At 43.0% G+C, this 17,340-nt stretch carries 26 protein-coding genes; 23 read left to right on the plus strand and 3 right to left on the minus strand.

Annotated features, from left to right (window positions below; all coding sequences use genetic code 11):
- The first annotated feature begins 40 nt into the window (after positions 1-40).
- Positions 41-2,446, plus strand: a complete 2,406-nt coding sequence (gene galA / locus AC3WU2_RS19480) for a beta-galactosidase GalA (RefSeq protein ID WP_492456731.1) — start codon at positions 41-43, stop codon at positions 2,444-2,446.
- A gap of 423 nt (positions 2,447-2,869) precedes the next feature.
- Positions 2,870-3,616 carry a class I SAM-dependent DNA methyltransferase gene (locus tag AC3WU2_RS19485; protein ID WP_492456732.1) on the plus strand — a complete coding sequence of 249 codons (747 nt, stop codon included), beginning with the start codon at positions 2,870-2,872 and terminating at the stop codon, positions 3,614-3,616.
- A gap of 70 nt (positions 3,617-3,686) precedes the next feature.
- On the opposite strand, the gene AC3WU2_RS19490 is transcribed toward AC3WU2_RS19485, so the two are convergent.
- From AC3WU2_RS19490 to AC3WU2_RS19500, 3 genes are all read right to left on the minus strand, one after another.
- Positions 3,687-4,202: a DUF2179 domain-containing protein gene (locus tag AC3WU2_RS19490; RefSeq protein WP_018755718.1), complete on the minus strand. Its 516-nt coding sequence runs from the start codon at positions 4,200-4,202 to the stop codon at positions 3,687-3,689.
- Between the two features lie 126 nt (positions 4,203-4,328).
- Positions 4,329-5,057 (minus strand): DUF6081 family protein, encoded by a 729-nt coding sequence (locus AC3WU2_RS19495; RefSeq protein ID WP_492456733.1) that lies wholly within the window; start codon positions 5,055-5,057, stop codon positions 4,329-4,331.
- Positions 5,058-5,083: 26 nt separating this feature from the next.
- Entirely contained in the window at positions 5,084-6,013 is a 930-nt protein-coding gene (locus tag AC3WU2_RS19500; protein WP_492456734.1) for a prenyltransferase, read from the minus strand.
- A 215-nt stretch (positions 6,014-6,228) separates the two neighbouring features.
- Between AC3WU2_RS19500 and AC3WU2_RS19505 the strand changes: the two genes are divergently transcribed.
- The 21 genes from AC3WU2_RS19505 to AC3WU2_RS19605 all read left to right on the plus strand — a co-directional run bounded on the left by AC3WU2_RS19505 (position 6,229) and on the right by AC3WU2_RS19605 (position 17,298).
- Positions 6,229-6,570 (plus strand): metal-sensitive transcriptional regulator, encoded by a 342-nt coding sequence (locus tag AC3WU2_RS19505; RefSeq protein ID WP_018755723.1) that lies wholly within the window; start codon positions 6,229-6,231, stop codon positions 6,568-6,570.
- Positions 6,571-6,724: 154 nt separating this feature from the next.
- A complete protein-coding gene (locus AC3WU2_RS19510; RefSeq protein WP_018755725.1) occupies positions 6,725-6,925 on the plus strand; it encodes a copper ion binding protein in 201 nt (66 codons plus the stop codon).
- A gap of 191 nt (positions 6,926-7,116) precedes the next feature.
- Positions 7,117-7,242, plus strand: coding sequence for a hypothetical protein (locus tag AC3WU2_RS19515; RefSeq protein WP_492456735.1), 126 nt, complete (start codon positions 7,117-7,119; stop codon positions 7,240-7,242).
- A gap of 47 nt (positions 7,243-7,289) precedes the next feature.
- Positions 7,290-7,568: a hypothetical protein gene (locus tag AC3WU2_RS19520; RefSeq protein ID WP_492456736.1), complete on the plus strand. Its 279-nt coding sequence runs from the start codon at positions 7,290-7,292 to the stop codon at positions 7,566-7,568.
- Between the two features lie 173 nt (positions 7,569-7,741).
- Positions 7,742-8,458 (plus strand): YebC/PmpR family DNA-binding transcriptional regulator, encoded by a 717-nt coding sequence (locus tag AC3WU2_RS19525; RefSeq protein WP_018755726.1) that lies wholly within the window; start codon positions 7,742-7,744, stop codon positions 8,456-8,458.
- 134 nt (positions 8,459-8,592) lie between these two features.
- Positions 8,593-8,790 (plus strand): hypothetical protein, encoded by a 198-nt coding sequence (locus tag AC3WU2_RS19530; RefSeq protein ID WP_492456737.1) that lies wholly within the window; start codon positions 8,593-8,595, stop codon positions 8,788-8,790.
- Positions 8,791-8,831: 41 nt separating this feature from the next.
- On the plus strand, positions 8,832-9,326 hold the full coding sequence (locus tag AC3WU2_RS19535) for a GNAT family N-acetyltransferase (RefSeq protein ID WP_492456738.1): 495 nt from the start codon (positions 8,832-8,834) through the stop codon (positions 9,324-9,326).
- A 111-nt stretch (positions 9,327-9,437) separates the two neighbouring features.
- Entirely contained in the window at positions 9,438-9,812 is a 375-nt protein-coding gene (locus AC3WU2_RS19540) for an NUDIX hydrolase (protein WP_492456739.1), read from the plus strand.
- A gap of 55 nt (positions 9,813-9,867) precedes the next feature.
- Positions 9,868-10,362 (plus strand): HIT family protein, encoded by a 495-nt coding sequence (locus tag AC3WU2_RS19545; RefSeq protein ID WP_492456740.1) that lies wholly within the window; start codon positions 9,868-9,870, stop codon positions 10,360-10,362.
- A 78-nt stretch (positions 10,363-10,440) separates the two neighbouring features.
- On the plus strand, positions 10,441-10,914 hold the full coding sequence (locus tag AC3WU2_RS19550; RefSeq protein WP_492456741.1) for an NUDIX hydrolase: 474 nt from the start codon (positions 10,441-10,443) through the stop codon (positions 10,912-10,914).
- Positions 10,915-10,937: 23 nt separating this feature from the next.
- Positions 10,938-11,363 (plus strand): NUDIX hydrolase, encoded by a 426-nt coding sequence (locus AC3WU2_RS19555; RefSeq protein WP_492456742.1) that lies wholly within the window; start codon positions 10,938-10,940, stop codon positions 11,361-11,363.
- A 26-nt stretch (positions 11,364-11,389) separates the two neighbouring features.
- Entirely contained in the window at positions 11,390-11,935 is a 546-nt protein-coding gene (locus tag AC3WU2_RS19560) for an HAD-IIIA family hydrolase (RefSeq protein ID WP_492456743.1), read from the plus strand.
- A gap of 142 nt (positions 11,936-12,077) precedes the next feature.
- Positions 12,078-12,440 (plus strand): VOC family protein, encoded by a 363-nt coding sequence (locus AC3WU2_RS19565; RefSeq protein WP_492456744.1) that lies wholly within the window; start codon positions 12,078-12,080, stop codon positions 12,438-12,440.
- 125 nt (positions 12,441-12,565) lie between these two features.
- Positions 12,566-13,036, plus strand: coding sequence for a GNAT family N-acetyltransferase (locus tag AC3WU2_RS19570; protein ID WP_492456745.1), 471 nt, complete (start codon positions 12,566-12,568; stop codon positions 13,034-13,036).
- Positions 13,037-13,061: 25 nt separating this feature from the next.
- Entirely contained in the window at positions 13,062-13,487 is a 426-nt protein-coding gene (locus AC3WU2_RS19575; RefSeq protein ID WP_492456746.1) for a VOC family protein, read from the plus strand.
- The gene (locus AC3WU2_RS19580) at positions 13,484-14,011 is read left to right on the plus strand and encodes a DinB family protein (protein WP_492456747.1); all 528 of its coding nucleotides are present in this window, start codon (positions 13,484-13,486) and stop codon (positions 14,009-14,011) included. The genes AC3WU2_RS19575 and AC3WU2_RS19580 overlap by 4 nt, the downstream gene beginning before the upstream one ends.
- A gap of 27 nt (positions 14,012-14,038) precedes the next feature.
- Positions 14,039-14,455, plus strand: coding sequence for a GNAT family N-acetyltransferase (locus tag AC3WU2_RS19585; RefSeq protein ID WP_492456748.1), 417 nt, complete (start codon positions 14,039-14,041; stop codon positions 14,453-14,455).
- Positions 14,456-14,502: 47 nt separating this feature from the next.
- Positions 14,503-14,985: an NUDIX hydrolase gene (locus tag AC3WU2_RS19590; protein WP_492456782.1), complete on the plus strand. Its 483-nt coding sequence runs from the start codon at positions 14,503-14,505 to the stop codon at positions 14,983-14,985.
- 23 nt (positions 14,986-15,008) lie between these two features.
- Positions 15,009-15,470 (plus strand): NUDIX hydrolase, encoded by a 462-nt coding sequence (locus AC3WU2_RS19595; RefSeq protein ID WP_492456749.1) that lies wholly within the window; start codon positions 15,009-15,011, stop codon positions 15,468-15,470.
- Positions 15,471-15,500: 30 nt separating this feature from the next.
- A complete protein-coding gene (locus AC3WU2_RS19600) occupies positions 15,501-16,457 on the plus strand; it encodes a hypothetical protein (protein WP_492456750.1) in 957 nt (318 codons plus the stop codon).
- 37 nt (positions 16,458-16,494) lie between these two features.
- The gene (locus AC3WU2_RS19605) at positions 16,495-17,298 is read left to right on the plus strand and encodes a phosphotransferase family protein (protein WP_492456751.1); all 804 of its coding nucleotides are present in this window, start codon (positions 16,495-16,497) and stop codon (positions 17,296-17,298) included.
- Positions 17,299-17,340 lie beyond the last annotated feature (42 nt).

Below are 17,340 nucleotides of genomic sequence, written 5' to 3' on the forward strand. Positions count from 1 at the left end.
TGGGTAGAGGATCTGGTGATAAAAAGGAGAGTTATGCTCTATGAATCAAGAGGTAAACCAGCCGCTACGAGAGCGGTTGTTGATGGATTCCGGTTGGAGATTTGCCTTGGGACACGCTTCAGACATCAAGCGCGACTTCGATTATTGGAAAGGCAAACCGTTTGCCAAACAAGCTGAAGGAAGGGGCGCTATTCATCCCGACTTTGATGATAGCGATTGGAGGGAGGTCTGTCTGCCGCATGATTGGGCGGTGGAGCTGGATTTTGAGCATTCGTCCGATAATGACATCGATTATCATGGATATAAACCGATCGGGAGACCCAACCCGGCGACTTCAATCGGATGGTACCGCAAGCGGTTTTCGGTTGCTGAAGATGATAAAGGCAAACGGCTGTCCATCGAGTTCGATGGCATATTTCGAGACAGTCAGATCTGGTTGAACGGCTATTATTTAGGACGCCATGAAAGCGGATATACCAGCTTCCGCTGCGATATTACCGATTGCGTCAGGTTCGACGGACCGAATGTGCTTGTCGTGCGTGCCGACGCAAGCCAAGTGGAGGGATGGTTTTATGAAGGGGCCGGCATTTACCGGCATGTTTGGCTGGTCAAATCAAACCCGATGCATGTCGCGCACTTGGGAACGTATGTCGTTTCGGAAGTTGCCGACGGATTCGCGGAGCTGACGCTTCACACGACAGTTGTCAATGAAGGCGATCATGATTCAGCAGGCACGTTCGAGTCTGCGATCTATGATGCTGAAGGCCGCTGCGTTGCAAAAGTGCAGTCGGAGTCAAGCCTGATCGGGGCGTGGAAGGAACATGAATTCACCCAGCATGTTCGTGTGCAGCAGCCGCAGCTATGGGACTTGAATTCGCCCCACCTCTATCGTCTTGTTACGACAGTCAAGGTGGGCGAGGCTCCAACGGATGTATATGAAACATCGTTTGGTATTCGCAGCATTCGCTTCGATCCGGATCATGGCTTTTTCCTGAACGGACGAAGGGTTGCAATCCAAGGTGTCTGCTGCCATCAGGATCATGCCGGCGTAGGGACGGCGCTGCCTGACCGCCTGCAATATTACAGGATCGAGAAGCTTAAGGAGCTCGGTGTCAACGCTTACCGGACATCGCATCATCCGCCGACGCCGGAGTTGCTCGAAGCGTGTGACCGATTGGGGATGCTGGTCATGGACGAACATCGGCAAGTGGGCTGCAGCGAGGATATTCACAATCAATTACGTAGCTTGGTTAGACGCGACCGCAACCATCCAAGCATTATTTTGTGGTCGATTGGCAACGAAGAGGGCGGGATTCAGGATACGGATGCTGGCGCCCGCACTGCAAGGACGATGAAACGAATCGTAAACGATCTTGATCCGACACGACTTGTCAGCTATGGAGGGAATAACGGTGGACAAAGCGGAGGGATTAACGGCGTAGTAGATGTGCGAGGCTGGAACTATTGGAGAATCGGCGCGAATTTGGATGAATACCATAAGGATCATCCGCAACAGCCCATGATCGGCAGCGAAGAAGCAAGTACGCTGTGTACCCGTGGCATTTACGCGAACGATGCGGAGAAAGGCTATGTCTCGTCTTATGACGAGAATTTCCCCGACTGGGGATCCGGTGCCGAGGAATGGATGAACTATTATGCGGAGCGACCGTATTTGGCCGGCGCTTTTGTATGGACCGGATTTGATTATCGAGGTGAGCCACTTCCATACCGTTGGCCGTGTATCAGCTCGCAATTCGGCATCATGGATACATGCGGTTTTCCGAAAGACAACTACTATTATTATCAGTCTTGGTGGACAGATCGGACGGTACTGCATCTCTTTCCGCATTGGAATTGGTCGGGCAAGGAAGGACAGGACATCGACGTGCGCTGTTTCAGCAATTGCGAGGAAGTGGAGCTGTTTCTTAACGGTCGCAGCATCGGCCGACAACGAATGCCGCATTTGGGACATTTGAGCTGGATGGTAACGTACGAGCCGGGTGTTCTTCAGGCCAAAGGATACCGAAATGGGCAGGAGATCTCTAGCGTGACTAGAGAAACGACAGGCGCTCCATCGGCGCTGCAGCTTATCCCTGATCGCTCGTCTATCGATGCCGACGGTGAGGATGTGTCGTGCATCACGGTACAAATGGTCGATGATTTTGGCAGAGTTGTCCCTATTGCCGACAATGAAGTGATATTTACCGTGACCGGACCAGGCGTGTTGATCGGTGTCGGCAATGGCAACCCGAGCAGCCACGAACCGGATAAATATATCGAAAGCGATGCGGTTTGGAAGCGGAAAGCATTCAACGGGCTTTGCATGGCTATCGTCCAATCGACGAAACAAACAGGAGAGCTGTGTCTAACTGCGGAATCGAGCGGATTAGCTGCTGCCAAAGTAATAATTCAAACGAAAGCTTGCATAGTACGTCCTTCAATTTAGCAGGTTCCAACCACGTGTAAAGAACAAGTTAATAAGGCTAGGTTGAAGAAGATGGCTTCTGTACTGTACAGGAGCCATCTTCTTTACGTTCCATTGTATCGATAGTGGTTGTAATACATCATATCGTTTTTATGATGTACTTTTTAAAAACTGCATGTTTTTTTGCTGGTTGTCAGAACGACATAAATATTTCATGTATTGAAACATTTTCCAATCCTGTTGCGTTGGTATCATTAGAGATGTCCGAAAGGTAGTCTTTATGACCTCAAAGTACGGTTCAATGGAGGTGAACAGTGTGTAAAATGGAGCGCATGTGACCAGAGCAACCAAGGGAGGCAGATGACGCAATTGGCAGAGCATATCGTACACATCATCATTCAGTCAAAAGAAGCAACAACATAACAACTACTAGGAGAGGGTTAAATGGTTCAGTGTACTTATGAAAGCGCTTATGATTATGATGTGAAATATTCGAACTACATGCTCGACTACTCCCTTGTACATGAATGGGCGGAGCGCGTCCAAGGTACCATTTTGGATTTAGGCTGCGGGACGGGTAGACTCGCGATTCCGCTGGCGATAGAAGGGTTCCGAGTGGAAGGGGTAGATCTATGTACAAAGATGCTGGAATTGGCGAGATCGAAGACGGACGAGCACAAGCTAGACATCCCATTCTACGAAATGAATTTGACAGCGCTCAAGTTAAATAAGCCATACGCGATGATGTTCATGGTCGGGAATACTTTCCAGCATGTGCTCACGAACGTTGAGCAGGATCTAATGTTCCGTGCCATTCATGATCATTTGGAGAAAGACGGGGTCTTTATTTTCGGGACCCGCGTGCCGAATCTCGAAGAACTTGGTTCGATTCAGAACTATGAGGAACGTTATCGGGATGCGATGAATCAAGTAGTCGTGGAAGAGCACGAAGAAATTTATAATCCGATGACGCAGGTGTTAACATGTAGAATCGTGAAGAACATCTATGGAAGAGCCAATCACCTCGAACAAACGGAGGCGTCTTTACATATCCGGTACACGTTCCCGCTTGAATTGGAACGGTTGATTCAGCAGCATGCTTTTCAAATCGAACATTGTTATGGCTCATGGAGTAAGGAGGAGGTGACAGAAGGTAGCCAAGAATTGATCTATGTTTGTCGCAAGATCTAATGGAAATGAGGTTGATAAGATGATAAAGAAGCAGCCGATTTATCGGCTGCTTCTTGCTGTCTTGCTATAGCTATCTCCGTGTTGTGCGTGTCCAAAACCCGCCGTGCAATCGGGTTGGCTCCATCGTTACGATAAAGGCTTTTGGATCGCTTGCCAGAATGGAGGTGTATAGTTGGGTTTGATTTTTACGCTTCGCGAGTACCTCTAGAATGAGACGATGACCATCTCGACCATCACCAATCCAAGAAGTTACCCCGTAACCAAGATCTCGTAGCTGGTTGGGAAGTCCTGTATGGACATCCGTTACTATGACCTTCAGTGTGACGTATCCGAGAGCGATTTTCTCTTCAATCCATGAACCGACGAGAACACCTAGTCCATAGCCAAGGGCGTAGACGATTAGGCTAATCGGCTGATTCACGTATTGCAGCACCATGTTAAGGCCTAGCACATAAATGGTAATTTCCAGTGTACTGAGACCAGCAGCCCAATACCGTTGACCTTTTAACGTCAAGATCATCCGGAGTGTAAAAAATGAAACATATACGATTTGAATAGCAAAAATACTCACAAGTACAGATAACATAAATCCGTCTCTCCCGTTCTTATGAATGATCTAAGTTGTCTTTGTTCGAATGTGACTACATCATCATAAGACGGGAGCATGTCTGTGTATAGTAGAACTATTTTACAAGTGGGGAATTCTTCGCTGTTATTCCGTAATCGTTACAGTCACTGGTGAGTATTCCGCAATAACGGTCTGACCATGAATGGAGACACTGCCTTCCGGCGTTAAATCTTTCTCTGTCATAATGCCTAGTGCAATCGTGAACTGATTGAATTTAATCGGCACATCGTTCTCACGGCGTACTTCTTCACCATTCAGGTAGAAGACGACCTCGTCTTTGGCACGGTTATACGTAATTTTGTACGTATTGAATTCTCTAGGCTTGAAGTTAGTATCTTCCTTGAAAATACAGAAGTAACGCGTCTTATCCATCTTAGGTACTTCAACGCCAGGGAAAGGAAGTACGGCATAGACACTGGCATATTTATCATTACCTGCAAAGAAATCGAGGGCTGCACCCGTCGTAAAATCAAGCAGATTCAGCGATACATAACCGTCGTATAGATCTCCTGGTACCGTGTTCTGCGTACGCGCACGAATTTGAAGCTCGAAGCTGACTTCACCTTGCTCTGGTACGACAACTTGTTCTACGGAATAGTACATATGCTTCGCATTGTCCAGAATTTGAATTTTATCATTTTGCTTGCTAAGCGGTGCGCGAACGTAGAGAATGCCGTTGCGAACAATCACGACCGCATCCGGCTCGCGATATTCCCAGAAGGAACCGTCGGGAAGCGGGAAACCACCGATTTTCCAGACCTTCCCTTCAGATAGAATCGTATCAAAATCACCAAAAATAAGTTGTTTCTCCATTCGTAGTTCCTCATTTCTGACAGTATTTATATGGATTGAATTAACCCTTGAATCATTAAGCAGATCACCATGATCCCGCCGCAGCGAATGGCTGCTTTGGAGGATGCGCCCATCAGTGGAAGATAAGTATGGGACTGATTCGTACTACCCAGTCGTCCGTATACAGTATAGATGGGCAAGGCGGTAATGAGCGCCACTAGTCCATAGACCGGGAGGATATCCAGGATCACACACAAGACTAAGGACCCGTATGACATGAACATCAGGAATCTTGAGAACTTGAGTGAACGTTCCTCCCCCCATATGACGACGAGTGTATTTTTCCCCGAAGCCTTATCTGCTTGCCAATGCAAGAAATGGTGATTGAATAACAGCAAGGTTGTTAATAGACCAACCGGCAACGAGAGCAACACCGCGCGGTAATCGAAATGTCCGGTCTGTACATAATAGGCTCCAGCAATGGGAAGAATCCCAAAAGACAATAAGATAGCAATTTCGCTAAAGCCTTTGCCACGATATCCGAATTTAAGTGGAGGCGCAACGTAGAAATAAGCGATGAGACCGCCGAATAATCCGAGTACGAATACCCACCAACCACTCAGGAAGCTGAGTATAACACCACATAGTACGGCGATTCCGAATAACCCCCATGTTAATGAAGCAAAAATACGTTCGGAGATGATGTTGTTCGTGAGAAAGCCAGAGTTCGTCGTGATCAAGCCTTCGGTTTGCTTAGCTGCTTCATCCACCCCGTTGCGATAATCCCACAGATCATTGATCATATTCGAAAATAAATGCGCTGCACCAGAGCCGAGCAACGTGATAAGCAGTAGAATGGGATGGAATATGCCCTCCCAGACATAAGCACCTAGAGCCCCAAGAAGTACGGGAATAAGCATGACCGGAATCACGCGAATCCGAGTAGCTTTCATGAGAACTCGTAACTTGTTGTCCATGCATATTCTCCTTTCTATGAAAAATATCCTATGATAATAAACATAACAATTATAAAGCAATCTAATTAATTAATCTATCTAAATTTCTCTTCCTAATGTTCTCAAACCTACCAATGGAGCGGTGCGATAAGGTACATACGTTGGAATTGCATAGGTAGGGGGGCTATGCTAAAATGAAATTATGAGGATGTACGTCAGAGAGGAAGTGATTCATTATGGAGAATGAGCACATGGAGCAACAAGGTACGACAACACATGATTCTTGTGCAGAGGGACACCATCGGAAGAGTCATCATTCCGACAAAACCAAGAGTAATCTCATCAGTCGATTGAATCGTATTGAAGGTCAAGTGCGCGGTGTGAAGGGCTTGATTGAGAAAGATACGTATTGTGATGATGTGCTGAATCAGATCGCATCCATTCAATCCGCATTGAACGGTGTTGGGAAATTGCTGCTTGAGCATCATATGAAGAGTTGCATCGTCGAGCGTATACAAGAGGGCGATCATGATGTGCTCGATGAATTGTTGACGACGATGAATAAGTTAATGAAGTAATGCAGTTAGGAAGAGGAGAGCCCCGAATCGATGGAAGTGAAGAGGGATAAAGGGCAATCCTATTTTTCACTTGACAGTTATAGGGTAGAGGGGTATGCTAAATTTATAAAAACGATGCAGATGCATCAAATGATTCTAAAGGAGCTGCTGCGACATGGAAAATAAAACTTTTAACGTTGAAGGTATGTCTTGTAATCATTGTGTAAATTCGATTGAGGGCGCTTTGAAACAAATCGGTGCGAATGGCAAGGTTGATCTAAATGCAGGTACGGTATCTGTTGAGTTCGACGGAAGCAAATTATCCGCTGCTCAAATTAAAGAAGCGATCGAAGATCAAGGTTACGACGTCAAATAATAGGATTATAGATGAAGTGAGACCGTATCTCCTAGTAAATTGAGGAGTGCGGTTTTTTTATTGGATCATGTTCAAAAAAGTAGTGAAAGTGTGAGGGGAGTTAGATATAATCATTTTAGTATATTATGGAAATATTTCCAGATAAGGATTGTGGTTTGATGGAAAAATTATTGATAATAGGGTGCATGTTCATGGGATTGATGATAACATTCGCGTTATTGTTCGTTGGTGTAGCCCCGGGAATTAATGATCGAACCGTCATTGCAGAGGTAAATGGACAGACGACCCATACGATCCGATCGTTCATATGGATGTGACATTAACGGGATCTCGAACAGAAGAGCTGGAGAACGGTGATTTTAGATTGAGTATAGATATCGCTAATGAGACCAAATCGGATCTTCCACAGACGAAAGCCGATATTGATTTCTATGACAAGCAAGGCCTCACAATTGGCAGAATGACATTCAGTAGTGATGAGGGAACGAAATCGGGACAAGCTCATCATATGAGCAAAATAATGCCGCAGCAATGGATGAACTCGACGATTACGTCATATCGTATTGTCACGGTGTATTCGCCGTTTGAAGATGAGGCGGATTTAAGGGAGCACTATTTGAGAAATATTGCAAAAGACATTTAAGGTTTATTTGAATAAGCAAGCAAGCGTTCTTAGACGTGATTCATTGCATAAAGGTGATTTTTGTATTATGATTCGACAGGGAAGTGTACTGTTCGAAGAGGGATGCGAAAGTTGCTTTTTTTCGCTATAATAGATGGTAAGTACATATTAGATATTGAGAAAGTAGGTACAGCATGGGTCGTAAGTGGAATAACATCAAGGATAAGAAAGCGTCGAAAGATGCAAACGTGAGTCGAGTATATGCGAAGTTTGGGGTCGAGATTTATGTAGCGGCCAAAAAAGGGGAACCAGATCCTGAATCGAACCGCGCCTTAAAAGTTGTTCTTGAGCGCGCAAAGACATACAACGTTCCTAAAGCGATCATCGATCGTGCACTGGATAAAGCAAAGGGTAGTGCGGAAGAGACTTATGAAGAGCTGCGCTATGAAGGCTTCGGTCCGAACGGATCGATGGTTATTGTCGATGCCTTAACGAATAACGTGAATCGTACAGCTTCTGCAGTACGCTCTGCATTTAACAAAAACGGCGGTAACATGGGGGTCAATGGCTCCGTTGCTTACATGTTCGATGCGTCTGCCGTTATCGGGCTTGAAGGGAAATCCGTCGACGAAGTGATCGAGATCTTGTTAGAAGCAGATGTCGATGTACGTGATGTCGTCGAAGAGGACGAGACAGTCATGGTATATGCTGATCCCGATCAGTTCCATGCCGTTCAAGAAGCGTTCAAGCAAGTTGGCATTACGGAGTTTGCCGTTGCTGAGCTAACGATGTTGGCGCAGTCCGATGTGACATTGCCTGAAGATTCTCAAGCACAATTCGAGAAAATGATCGATGCGCTGGAAGATCTTGAGGATGTTCAACAAGTGTATCACAACGTAGAGCTAGAATAGGATAAGTAACGGAGAGAGCCGCAGATGATGCGGCTTTTTTTGTGTTGGGTGATTAATATACATTTTTATTGGGGGAATGCATGATTAATGTTAAACTGGGATTATATGGATTCGATTGAAACGTGGGAGGCTTAATGATGACGATTGTATCCGATACGCTGAAAGTAACTAAACATAACAAAGAAGTTATGATCCGGTCCGCGATTCAAGAAGATGCAAATACTCAAAAGATGGGTTTTATAGAGGAAGGTAGACGTGTGAAACAAATAATAATGCAAGAAAACGACTATTGCGATTTAGTGCCTATGAGTAAATTTGTGAAGAGTAACTAGATATAACACAGTAGAGCGTGCGAATAAGGGGGATTACGATCATGATCTATCTATTTCAACCGATGACGAGAAAACATGCGGAAAGTATGATGAATTGGCGATATCAGGAGCCTTATGATTTTTATGATTTTGACAATAGCGAAGAAATGATGAGTGAACTCATGAATGGCGATTATTATAGCGTATTTAACGATAAGGATATTGAATCGCTAATAGGTTTCTTCTGTATCGGCAACTCAGCCAGGGTTCCAGGAGGGTACACCGCTGGGATCTATGACAGGTCTGATCTCATGGACGTTGGGTTAGGACTTGAACCATCCCAGACAGGAAAGGGATTGGGAAGGATTTTTGTTAAGGAAGGAATGGATTACCTTAGACAACTCTTGAATCAAGAGATGTTTCGCCTGGTTGTGGCAAGCTTTAATGAAAGAGCGATACGTGTCTATCGGGAAAATGGTTTCGTAGAACATTGCAAGATCACAAGTAAAGTTCATGATCGAGAAATAGAGTTTATATGCATGATCAGAGAAAACTAAGCAAGTGGAAAAAAACGAAAAAGAAGCATTATTGAAGCGAATCATCAGTCATACGGTCAGAATAAAAGATATCAAGTAGATTTTGATTATAGGAAGAAGTTGATTCTCAGGATGATTTCTCAAGCAATAATTACTAGAAATGATGAAGTGTTAATGGTCAGACAATTCGTTGCCCGAGGGGATATCGTATGGAACTACCCTGGTGGTGGAATTGAAGAAGGAGAAACGCCTGAGAGCGCATGTATAAGAGAAGTTCAAGAAGAGACAGGGTATGTAACCAAAATTGTTAAGTTATTATTATATTCGAATGGAAAATATACATATGAGGCCGAAATTGTAGGCGGAGACTTAGCATTAGACAAGTCAAATACGGATAATGACGATATAGTAGAAGTCGCTTGGGTTTCATTAGAGGATGAAGAAAAATTCGATTCCTATACTAGACCTATATTGGATTTGCATCGTGGCAAGGAATTTTCGCTATGATACATAATTCTTACTAAAGGTCTATTGATTCGGAACTTGTACGATGAGGTGAATAATGTCGAGAATCATTACTTTAGCAGATGGGAGATCAATCGAAGTCGATTGTCTTAGCTGCGCTTTGACAAGTGGTCTCATACAACCAACAGGTGGAGTTATATACGAATCAAGCCGTTTTCATATCCACCAAGATGTTGCTTATCCAATAAGAGGATTAGTGATATTAGCATCGAAGAGACATTTTTATGGCATGGATGAACTATCAGATGAGGAGCAAGTTGAGTACATATCATTAATTTATCGGATTCGAAGTGCACAACGAACGAAGTTGGGGATCGAGAAAGTTTATTATTTTTATAATGAGGATACAACACATCATTTTCATTTATGGATGGTCCCTAGGTATGAGTGGATGAGCCAGTTCGGAAAATCTGTTGAATCTCTACGGCCTGTATTGTTGCACGCACGGAATAACCTGAATGATGAGGAGAATATGAAAAGCGTCATTGAAGGGATCAACATATTAAAGGATTTTTTCAAGAATGAAACATAAGGAAATTATTAACGAGAACACTTGTGCGCATTGTGATAGAAAGGTAAAATATAGATATTGAGAGGGCGTTAGGAAACGATGGAAATGATATGGCATCGTCATCTTGGCATCTACGGTATTTGTATTGAGCATGAAAAATTGCTAGTCATCCACAAGAATGGTGGACCTTATACTGGAAGATTTGATTTGCCAGGCGGGAGTATTGAACCGAATGAATCGATACTTAAGACCATTGTTCGAGAATTTTTAGAAGAAACGGGTATATCAATACGTGTATTAATTAATATTGGAACGAAAGATTTTATTGTACCTTGGAGAAGAAGCAATTTCGATCATACGCATTGTCATCATATCGCTGTATTTTATGAAGTGACGAGAATGAGTGGGAGCATTGAAGAGTCTCCTAACATAGGTGATTCATTAGGAGCAGCCTGGGTCTCTATCAATGATTTGAATGAACATAATTCTTCACCATTAGTGATCGAAGCGATGCAATGGATTCAATATAAGCAGTTTAAGATCGAGACGAAAGAATACTTAGCAGAGCTATAACCATATACGAGGAGACAGCTACGATGAGAAGGATTAATATTGTATACTCACTAATTACGGATCCGTCAAAATCCAAAATACTTATGGTTAAGAATGGCGATAATGGGAGCTGGACGCTTCCAGGTGGACAGGTAGAAGAGGAAGAGTATCTTGAAGCAGCTGCAATTCGAGAAGCGAAAGAAGAAACAGGATTGGACATTAAAGTCTTTGGAATCGTTGCCGTCAATGAAGCAATCCTCGAGAAACAGGGAGAACATGCTGTATTTATTACTTTTAGAGCTGAAATTATTGGAGGAAAACAAGAAATTGTAAGACCCGACGAGATTAATGATATTCAATGGATTGCTGTAGAACAAGCTGATCAATTGATGCCTTACTACCTAGAAGGGCTTTGCGAGATTGTTCGTAAAGATGTTGAAGTCACATATTTTAATGAAGGAAGAGTGTAGATACTTTCAAGGATGGTGGAATCCACGTGAAACGAAATATTGAAGCTGTATTTATCGATCGAGACGGCACGATTGGTGGGAACGGTCATTTCATTCATCCGAATTATTTTGAGTTGTTCCCTTATGCACAACTGGCCATTGATATGTTGAAGTTGAATCACATCAAAGTATTCTCCTTTACGAATCAACATCGGATTTCACGCGGAGAGGCAACATTAGAAGAATTTAAAGCGCAATTTAAAGCATATGGATTTGACGATTCTTATGTTTGTCCGCACGGGGTGAGTGATCATTGTAATTGTCGAAAACCCCAAGCGGGTATGTTAATTCAAGCTGCTCAGGATCATCAATTGAATTTATCTCGATGCGTGGTTATTGGTGATGTAGGCGATACGGATATGCTGGCTGCTCATCAAGTTGGTGCGATGAAGATCCTGGTGAGAACAGGCTGGGGCGAAGGATCTCTAGGTCCATTTCGAGACAAATGGAAAGAAACCGAACCAGACTATATAGCGAAGGATCTCTTAGAAGCAGTGGTATGGTTATTGAATACAGGATCTTCTATAGAATAAGCTAAAATAGGAGGGGTTTATGGTAAATATTTTGGCATATGAGAACTAAAAGTTAAGCTTCATAAAAAAAATGAACTTCTTAGATACAGGAAAGGAAAAACGTTATCTCTGTTGTTCCTATAAAAGTAAAGAGAGGGATCATATGAAACCATTCATTGGGGCCAAATTAATCGGAGTGATGCTGTATGCTAAAGATTTGAGAAGAGCAAGTGAATGGTATTGCGACAACCTAGGGTTTCAACTAGCAGATTTTGATTTTGATGATTTTGTAGAACTAACGATTGACGGACAATATGTTATGCATCTATTCAAAGATCAAGATCATATTCCAGTATCACGAGCGGTATTCTCATTCCAAACAGATCGGATTGAAGAAGCGTATCAATCCTTGGTGGACAAAAAAACAGAGATATATCCTATAGAAACCTATGGGGATCATCGAAGTTTTCGGGTTAAGGATAGTGAGGGAAATATGTTAATGATTACGCAATATCATATGGACTGATTCGCCCGAGATGAGGAGATTAGGCATGAAATCTGGATTTTGAGAGGGTCCCATCTTTTATTGGATTATAACTCGAATTAAAGGATCTATAAATCTTTACCGCGGAGGTTCAAAATGATTAGACGATGTCGAATATCGATATCGATGCGATGTTTCAAATTATCAATGATGCAGCATTGGCCTACAAAGGTGTGATTCCTAATGATCGATATCATGAGCCTTATATGGCGTATGAAGAGTTGAACAATGAAATATCTGATGGGGTCGTATTCTGGGGGTATGAAGAGGAAAATCAATTAATAGGTGTTATGGGCATCCAAGATAAAGGTGATGTTTCTTTAATTCGGCATGCTTATGTACGAACCAATCAGCGAAAAGGTGGTATTGGTACGAAGCTTCTGGCTCATCTGATATCATTAACAAATAAACCCATATTAATAGGAACGTGGGATTCAGCCACATGGGCGATAAGCTTTTATGAGAAGAACGGGTTCGATCTTGTATCTCCCTGTGAGAAGGAAGTGCTTCTTAAGAAGTATTGGAATGTTCCGGAAAGACAGATTGAGACATCAGTTGTGTTGCGCAATAGAATTTAATAAATCGAACAATGGAGGAGATAAGATGCAATTAGCTGGCAGTTATTTGTATATACCGGTCAGCCATTTGAATAATGCTGCAGCGTGGTATACGAAGCATTTTGGCTTTAGAGTCTATAAAGAAGACGCACTGTTCATCGAACTTCGTTCAGAGTCGGGTGTAAGAATCATGCTCATCCCTTACGAAGAGGGTATTAATTCGCACATGCATTATTCTACAGGTACACAGGCCGTCTATGGGTTCGTTGTTATGAATATCCATGAAGTCTATCAAGAATTAAAGGACGCAGGGATTCAAGTGACAGCCATAACGGACTATGAGGGTCTATCTTTTAAATTCTATGATCCTGACCAGAATATGATTGAACTATGGGGCGACTATCCCCAGGTGGGATGGACTGTATTCGAACCTCTAAATAAAAATAACTCAAACAGGAGAAGTATCCAATGAACAATTTAGATAATATTTATCTGATTACCGACATACCGGGGTTTACACCACAAATTAGCCGTTTGATCTCAATGATGAATTATGCAAGATATACAACGTTAGAAGCGACCAAAGGCTTATCGATCGAACAATTGGATTTTCTACTAGATTCAGAGAGCAATTCAATTGGGGCATTATTATTGCATTTTGCAGCGGTGGAGTATGCCTATCAAGTTCAGACATTCGAGGGCAGAGAATTATCGGAAGAAGAATGGATTGAATGGGGGCCAGCATTACGATTAGGTGAAGAAGGCCGTCAAGCAATTAAGGGGCAAGAGTTGAGCTTCTACATAGAACGCATGAATCAAGTCAGAATGAGAACATTGGAATTATTCGGAACGGTAGATGATGACTGGTTGAATACCGAAGAGTCGTTCTGGTATAACAAGCAGGCGAATTATTACTTTATGTGGTTTCACGTCTTTGAAGATGAGATCAACCATCGAGGCCAGATCAGAATGATTCGTAAGAGACAGAGCGTCTAAGTACGAGTCGATTATTGGGAGGAACAAATGAATAACGATAGAATCATCACAAGTACGAGCGAAGAATCGAATGATGTTCGCAATAAACTGATAGAATTTAATTCATCCCACGTACCGAATGGGCGATATGAAGTAGTGAATTTATGCGTTAAAAATGATCAGGGAGAAATCATAGCTGGTCTTAATAGTGCAATAAAATGGAACTGGATGGAGATCGATATTTTATGGGTTCATCATGATTACCGCGGAAAAGGGCATGGAAGAAGATTGTTAGAGGAAGCCGAGCGTATTGCTAGAGATCAACAATGTACATTTATAAAATTACACACATTTAGTTTCCAAGCACCTGATTTTTACCCGAAATATGGGTTCCAGGTCATGGCAACAATCGAGAATGCACCAACAGGTCATAGCCATTATTACTTCATGAAGGAGCTTTCTTAGTGTCGAACAACAGAGTGGAGAGTATCAGAGCGACAGAGGTGAATACCATGATGATGCCAACCCATATTGTAGCTGTCGGTGGTATTGTAGAGAGTGAACAAGGCGAGATTCTTCTTGTGAAGACGCGAGATGGAGGCTGGGTATTTCCTGGGGGCCAAGTAGAAGCTGGCGAAAATCTCATGGACGGTCTGACTCGAGAGGTCAAAGAAGAGAGCGGCATCGACATTGCCATATCACATATGATCGGCGTGTATTCGAATACTAGCACGTATAAGTGGCATGATGGGATAACTGATGTTCCAACGAAAGTTATGTTAGATTTTTACTGCACTCCAGTCGGCGGAGAGTTGACTACTTCAGAAGAAACGTCTGAGAGCAAGTGGGTAAGGAAGAGCGAAGTTCTGGACCTGATTACGGCTCCTGCGATTCGTACGCGTTACCAGGCTTATCTGGATTTCGATGGAAAAGTGAACTATATGGCGTATGTGACGAAGCCGGATTTCGAATTAAAGCTTACAAAGGAATTATAAAATAGAAAAGAAAGGGACGCATCATGTCCATCGCGATAGATCATTTCTTATTCCGAGTTGCCGGCGTACTCATCAAGGAGCGGAAGGTCCTATTACATATGACGAAGAATGGGAGAGGCTGGGTATTGCCTGGTGGTAAAGCCGAAGTGAACGAACTAACAACGGATACCATCATTAGAGAATTTGAGGAAGAACTCGGAAATACGGTGAAAGTTGATCGATTATTATGGATTATTGAGAATTTTAACGCTTATGGTGTGTCGGAATTGCATGAACATGGGATGTATTATGCCGTTGAAGCTCCAGGTGTTATTGTTCAAGATGATGCATTTACCGGTAAAGAAGAATTGGGAATCCGTTACCCATGGGTAAATATCGATGAATTAGATCATGTGAATATCTATCCCAAAGCGTTAGTAACCCTGATCCGTGAAATGGCGCAGACGGACGGCATTATACATGTGATGAACAATGACCTTGAATAGTTGGGTACTACAGCTAAGGGGGGAGCATCGTTGCAAGAAGAGCAGCTATTAGTAGAAGGATTAGAGATCGTAGCGACGTGTAAGGGAACGACCGGTGATCTATGGCATGCACATTACGGTGTTGCGGCCATTGCGAGTTATTTCTTTCTCCAAGACAATCTGCTGCCTGGCGACATTCGCAGTACGATACTGAATCAAACCACAACGATGCTGAACACGCGTACCTTAGGGGAAAAGGAGGAAAGTGAATCTCGGAGTGCAGCCTATCCATGCGCAGAAGAGAGAATATTAGATGCATTGGAAGGGACGATCGATGAGCTGCACTGGGTGGGGCATCATGTGATCTACTCTGCTTTGTCTCTTTTGGCTATAAAAGAACTAGGCTCTTGGGGGACGGAGAAACACATAGATGGCATTGTACAATTGATTCGTTCCTTTGAGAAGACGATTCCTGGTCGATCTTGGCTGGGCTTATCTACGCCAGAAGTGAAACGTCTAGCAATCCCGGCAGACGATCCATTACTACGAATTCAACACCCGAGTGACTTGTCAGTGCTAATCTTATCAGAGTTATCTGCGTTCAATGCAATCTATAGGGCCGAAGCACATCACGATTTGATCGGTCATTTGCTTACCTTTTCACATGCACTGAATATTTTGTATGATTTAGGACATGAATCGTTGTTCCACAGAGGACTGCGACCTCTACTCAAAATGGTCAAAGTACTTCGATTGAGTCATGATCTGCAACCAGAATCCGATATCCCATTGTATTCTCCCGTTGATCGACTGCCGTTAGAGAAGAAGCAACCGGTGGTACATTTGCCGCTCGAGAAGGCATTCTGGTTATATGATCATCATGGATCGGATTGGGATTTTGGTCATGTGTTTAAGTTTACGTTCAGCTATTACAATCATCTAAAGCGAGTGCCTCAACATATCGGAGAAACTTCACTGCATAATTTTCGGTATGTGTTAAGTTTATAACAAGGTGAGTTTTTATTAAAAATCGGAGATATAGCGGATGATAGATTTGCATGAAGCCATAGCATTTGGACGAACGGCTGAAATATTCACTTATGGAGAAGAGCATGTTTTAAAGTTATTCAGATCGGGGATACCTGACGACATCGTTGATACTGAATTTGTTATCAGTCAATATGTGTATAATGCAGGTGTATCTATTCCGAGGCCGATCAAGATGATAGAAATTCAGGAACGCAAAGGAATTGTATATCAGCGTATATCTGGTGATACCTTGTTAGAGCGGATCAGGAAGAGACCTTGGTCGATGATCAATGAATCTAAAAGACTGGCTAAACTTCACTCAGAGATTCATAAAATTAGCGTCCTAGAACTGCCATCTCAGTATGATGTTTTATATGAAAAGATTGTTCAGGCTCCGCTTCTTACTATCGATGAAAAGGAACACATTCTTCGACACTTGTCTATGTTGGATAGGGACACTAAATTATGTCACGGGGATTTACATCCAGATAATATCATCCTGACAGACCGTGAATGGGTAATAGATTGGATGACAGGTACGAAAGGTAATCCAGCAGCTGATGTAGCCCGAACCGTATTGCTCCTAAAGTTTGGTACGATGCCATTTGGTACGCCTACATGGATTTCTTACTTATTTTCACGGATCAGAGAGTTTATGCTTCAGGTATATCTAAGGCATTACCTTACGAACTCATCAGTAACCGTCAAAGCAATTGATGATTGGTTCTTGCCTATTGCAGCAGCAAGACTTGTGGAATGTGTTCCGAATAACGAAAAACATGCTATCGTGAAAAGCATTCGGAAGAAACTTTACGAGTAGATATACGATCATTATTATTAGATTTTCATTATTTGAGAGGAG

The organism is Paenibacillus sp. EB106-05-06-XG162 (assembly GCF_058791655.1).

Excerpts from the sequence above, each read along its gene's own strand:
- AC3WU2_RS19545 (WP_492456740.1), top strand. The coding sequence starts at position 9,868 with ATGTCGAGAATCATTACTTTAGCAGATGGGAGATCAATCGAAGTCGAT.
- AC3WU2_RS19580 (WP_492456747.1), top strand. The coding sequence starts at position 13,484 with ATGAACAATTTAGATAATATTTATCTGATTACCGACATACCGGGGTTT.
- AC3WU2_RS19555 (WP_492456742.1), top strand. The coding sequence starts at position 10,938 with ATGAGAAGGATTAATATTGTATACTCACTAATTACGGATCCGTCAAAA.
- AC3WU2_RS19525 (WP_018755726.1), top strand. The coding sequence starts at position 7,742 with ATGGGTCGTAAGTGGAATAACATCAAGGATAAGAAAGCGTCGAAAGAT.
- AC3WU2_RS19585 (WP_492456748.1), top strand. The coding sequence starts at position 14,039 with ATGAATAACGATAGAATCATCACAAGTACGAGCGAAGAATCGAATGAT.
- AC3WU2_RS19540 (WP_492456739.1), top strand. The coding sequence starts at position 9,438 with ATGATTTCTCAAGCAATAATTACTAGAAATGATGAAGTGTTAATGGTC.
- AC3WU2_RS19550 (WP_492456741.1), top strand. The coding sequence starts at position 10,441 with ATGGAAATGATATGGCATCGTCATCTTGGCATCTACGGTATTTGTATT.
- AC3WU2_RS19535 (WP_492456738.1), top strand. The coding sequence starts at position 8,832 with ATGATCTATCTATTTCAACCGATGACGAGAAAACATGCGGAAAGTATG.
- AC3WU2_RS19515 (WP_492456735.1), top strand. The coding sequence starts at position 7,117 with ATGGGATTGATGATAACATTCGCGTTATTGTTCGTTGGTGTAGCCCCG.
- AC3WU2_RS19565 (WP_492456744.1), top strand. The coding sequence starts at position 12,078 with ATGAAACCATTCATTGGGGCCAAATTAATCGGAGTGATGCTGTATGCT.
- AC3WU2_RS19485 (WP_492456732.1), top strand. The coding sequence starts at position 2,870 with ATGGTTCAGTGTACTTATGAAAGCGCTTATGATTATGATGTGAAATAT.
- AC3WU2_RS19490 (WP_018755718.1), bottom strand. The coding sequence starts at position 4,202 with ATGTTATCTGTACTTGTGAGTATTTTTGCTATTCAAATCGTATATGTT.
- galA (WP_492456731.1), top strand. The coding sequence starts at position 41 with ATGAATCAAGAGGTAAACCAGCCGCTACGAGAGCGGTTGTTGATGGAT.
- AC3WU2_RS19510 (WP_018755725.1), top strand. The coding sequence starts at position 6,725 with ATGGAAAATAAAACTTTTAACGTTGAAGGTATGTCTTGTAATCATTGT.
- AC3WU2_RS19605 (WP_492456751.1), top strand. The coding sequence starts at position 16,495 with ATGATAGATTTGCATGAAGCCATAGCATTTGGACGAACGGCTGAAATA.
- AC3WU2_RS19495 (WP_492456733.1), bottom strand. The coding sequence starts at position 5,057 with ATGGAGAAACAACTTATTTTTGGTGATTTTGATACGATTCTATCTGAA.
- AC3WU2_RS19505 (WP_018755723.1), top strand. The coding sequence starts at position 6,229 with ATGGAGAATGAGCACATGGAGCAACAAGGTACGACAACACATGATTCT.
- AC3WU2_RS19500 (WP_492456734.1), bottom strand. The coding sequence starts at position 6,013 with ATGGACAACAAGTTACGAGTTCTCATGAAAGCTACTCGGATTCGCGTG.
- AC3WU2_RS19575 (WP_492456746.1), top strand. The coding sequence starts at position 13,062 with ATGCAATTAGCTGGCAGTTATTTGTATATACCGGTCAGCCATTTGAAT.
- AC3WU2_RS19530 (WP_492456737.1), top strand. The coding sequence starts at position 8,593 with ATGATGACGATTGTATCCGATACGCTGAAAGTAACTAAACATAACAAA.
- AC3WU2_RS19590 (WP_492456782.1), top strand. The coding sequence starts at position 14,503 with ATGATGATGCCAACCCATATTGTAGCTGTCGGTGGTATTGTAGAGAGT.
- AC3WU2_RS19570 (WP_492456745.1), top strand. The coding sequence starts at position 12,566 with ATGTCGAATATCGATATCGATGCGATGTTTCAAATTATCAATGATGCA.
- AC3WU2_RS19595 (WP_492456749.1), top strand. The coding sequence starts at position 15,009 with ATGTCCATCGCGATAGATCATTTCTTATTCCGAGTTGCCGGCGTACTC.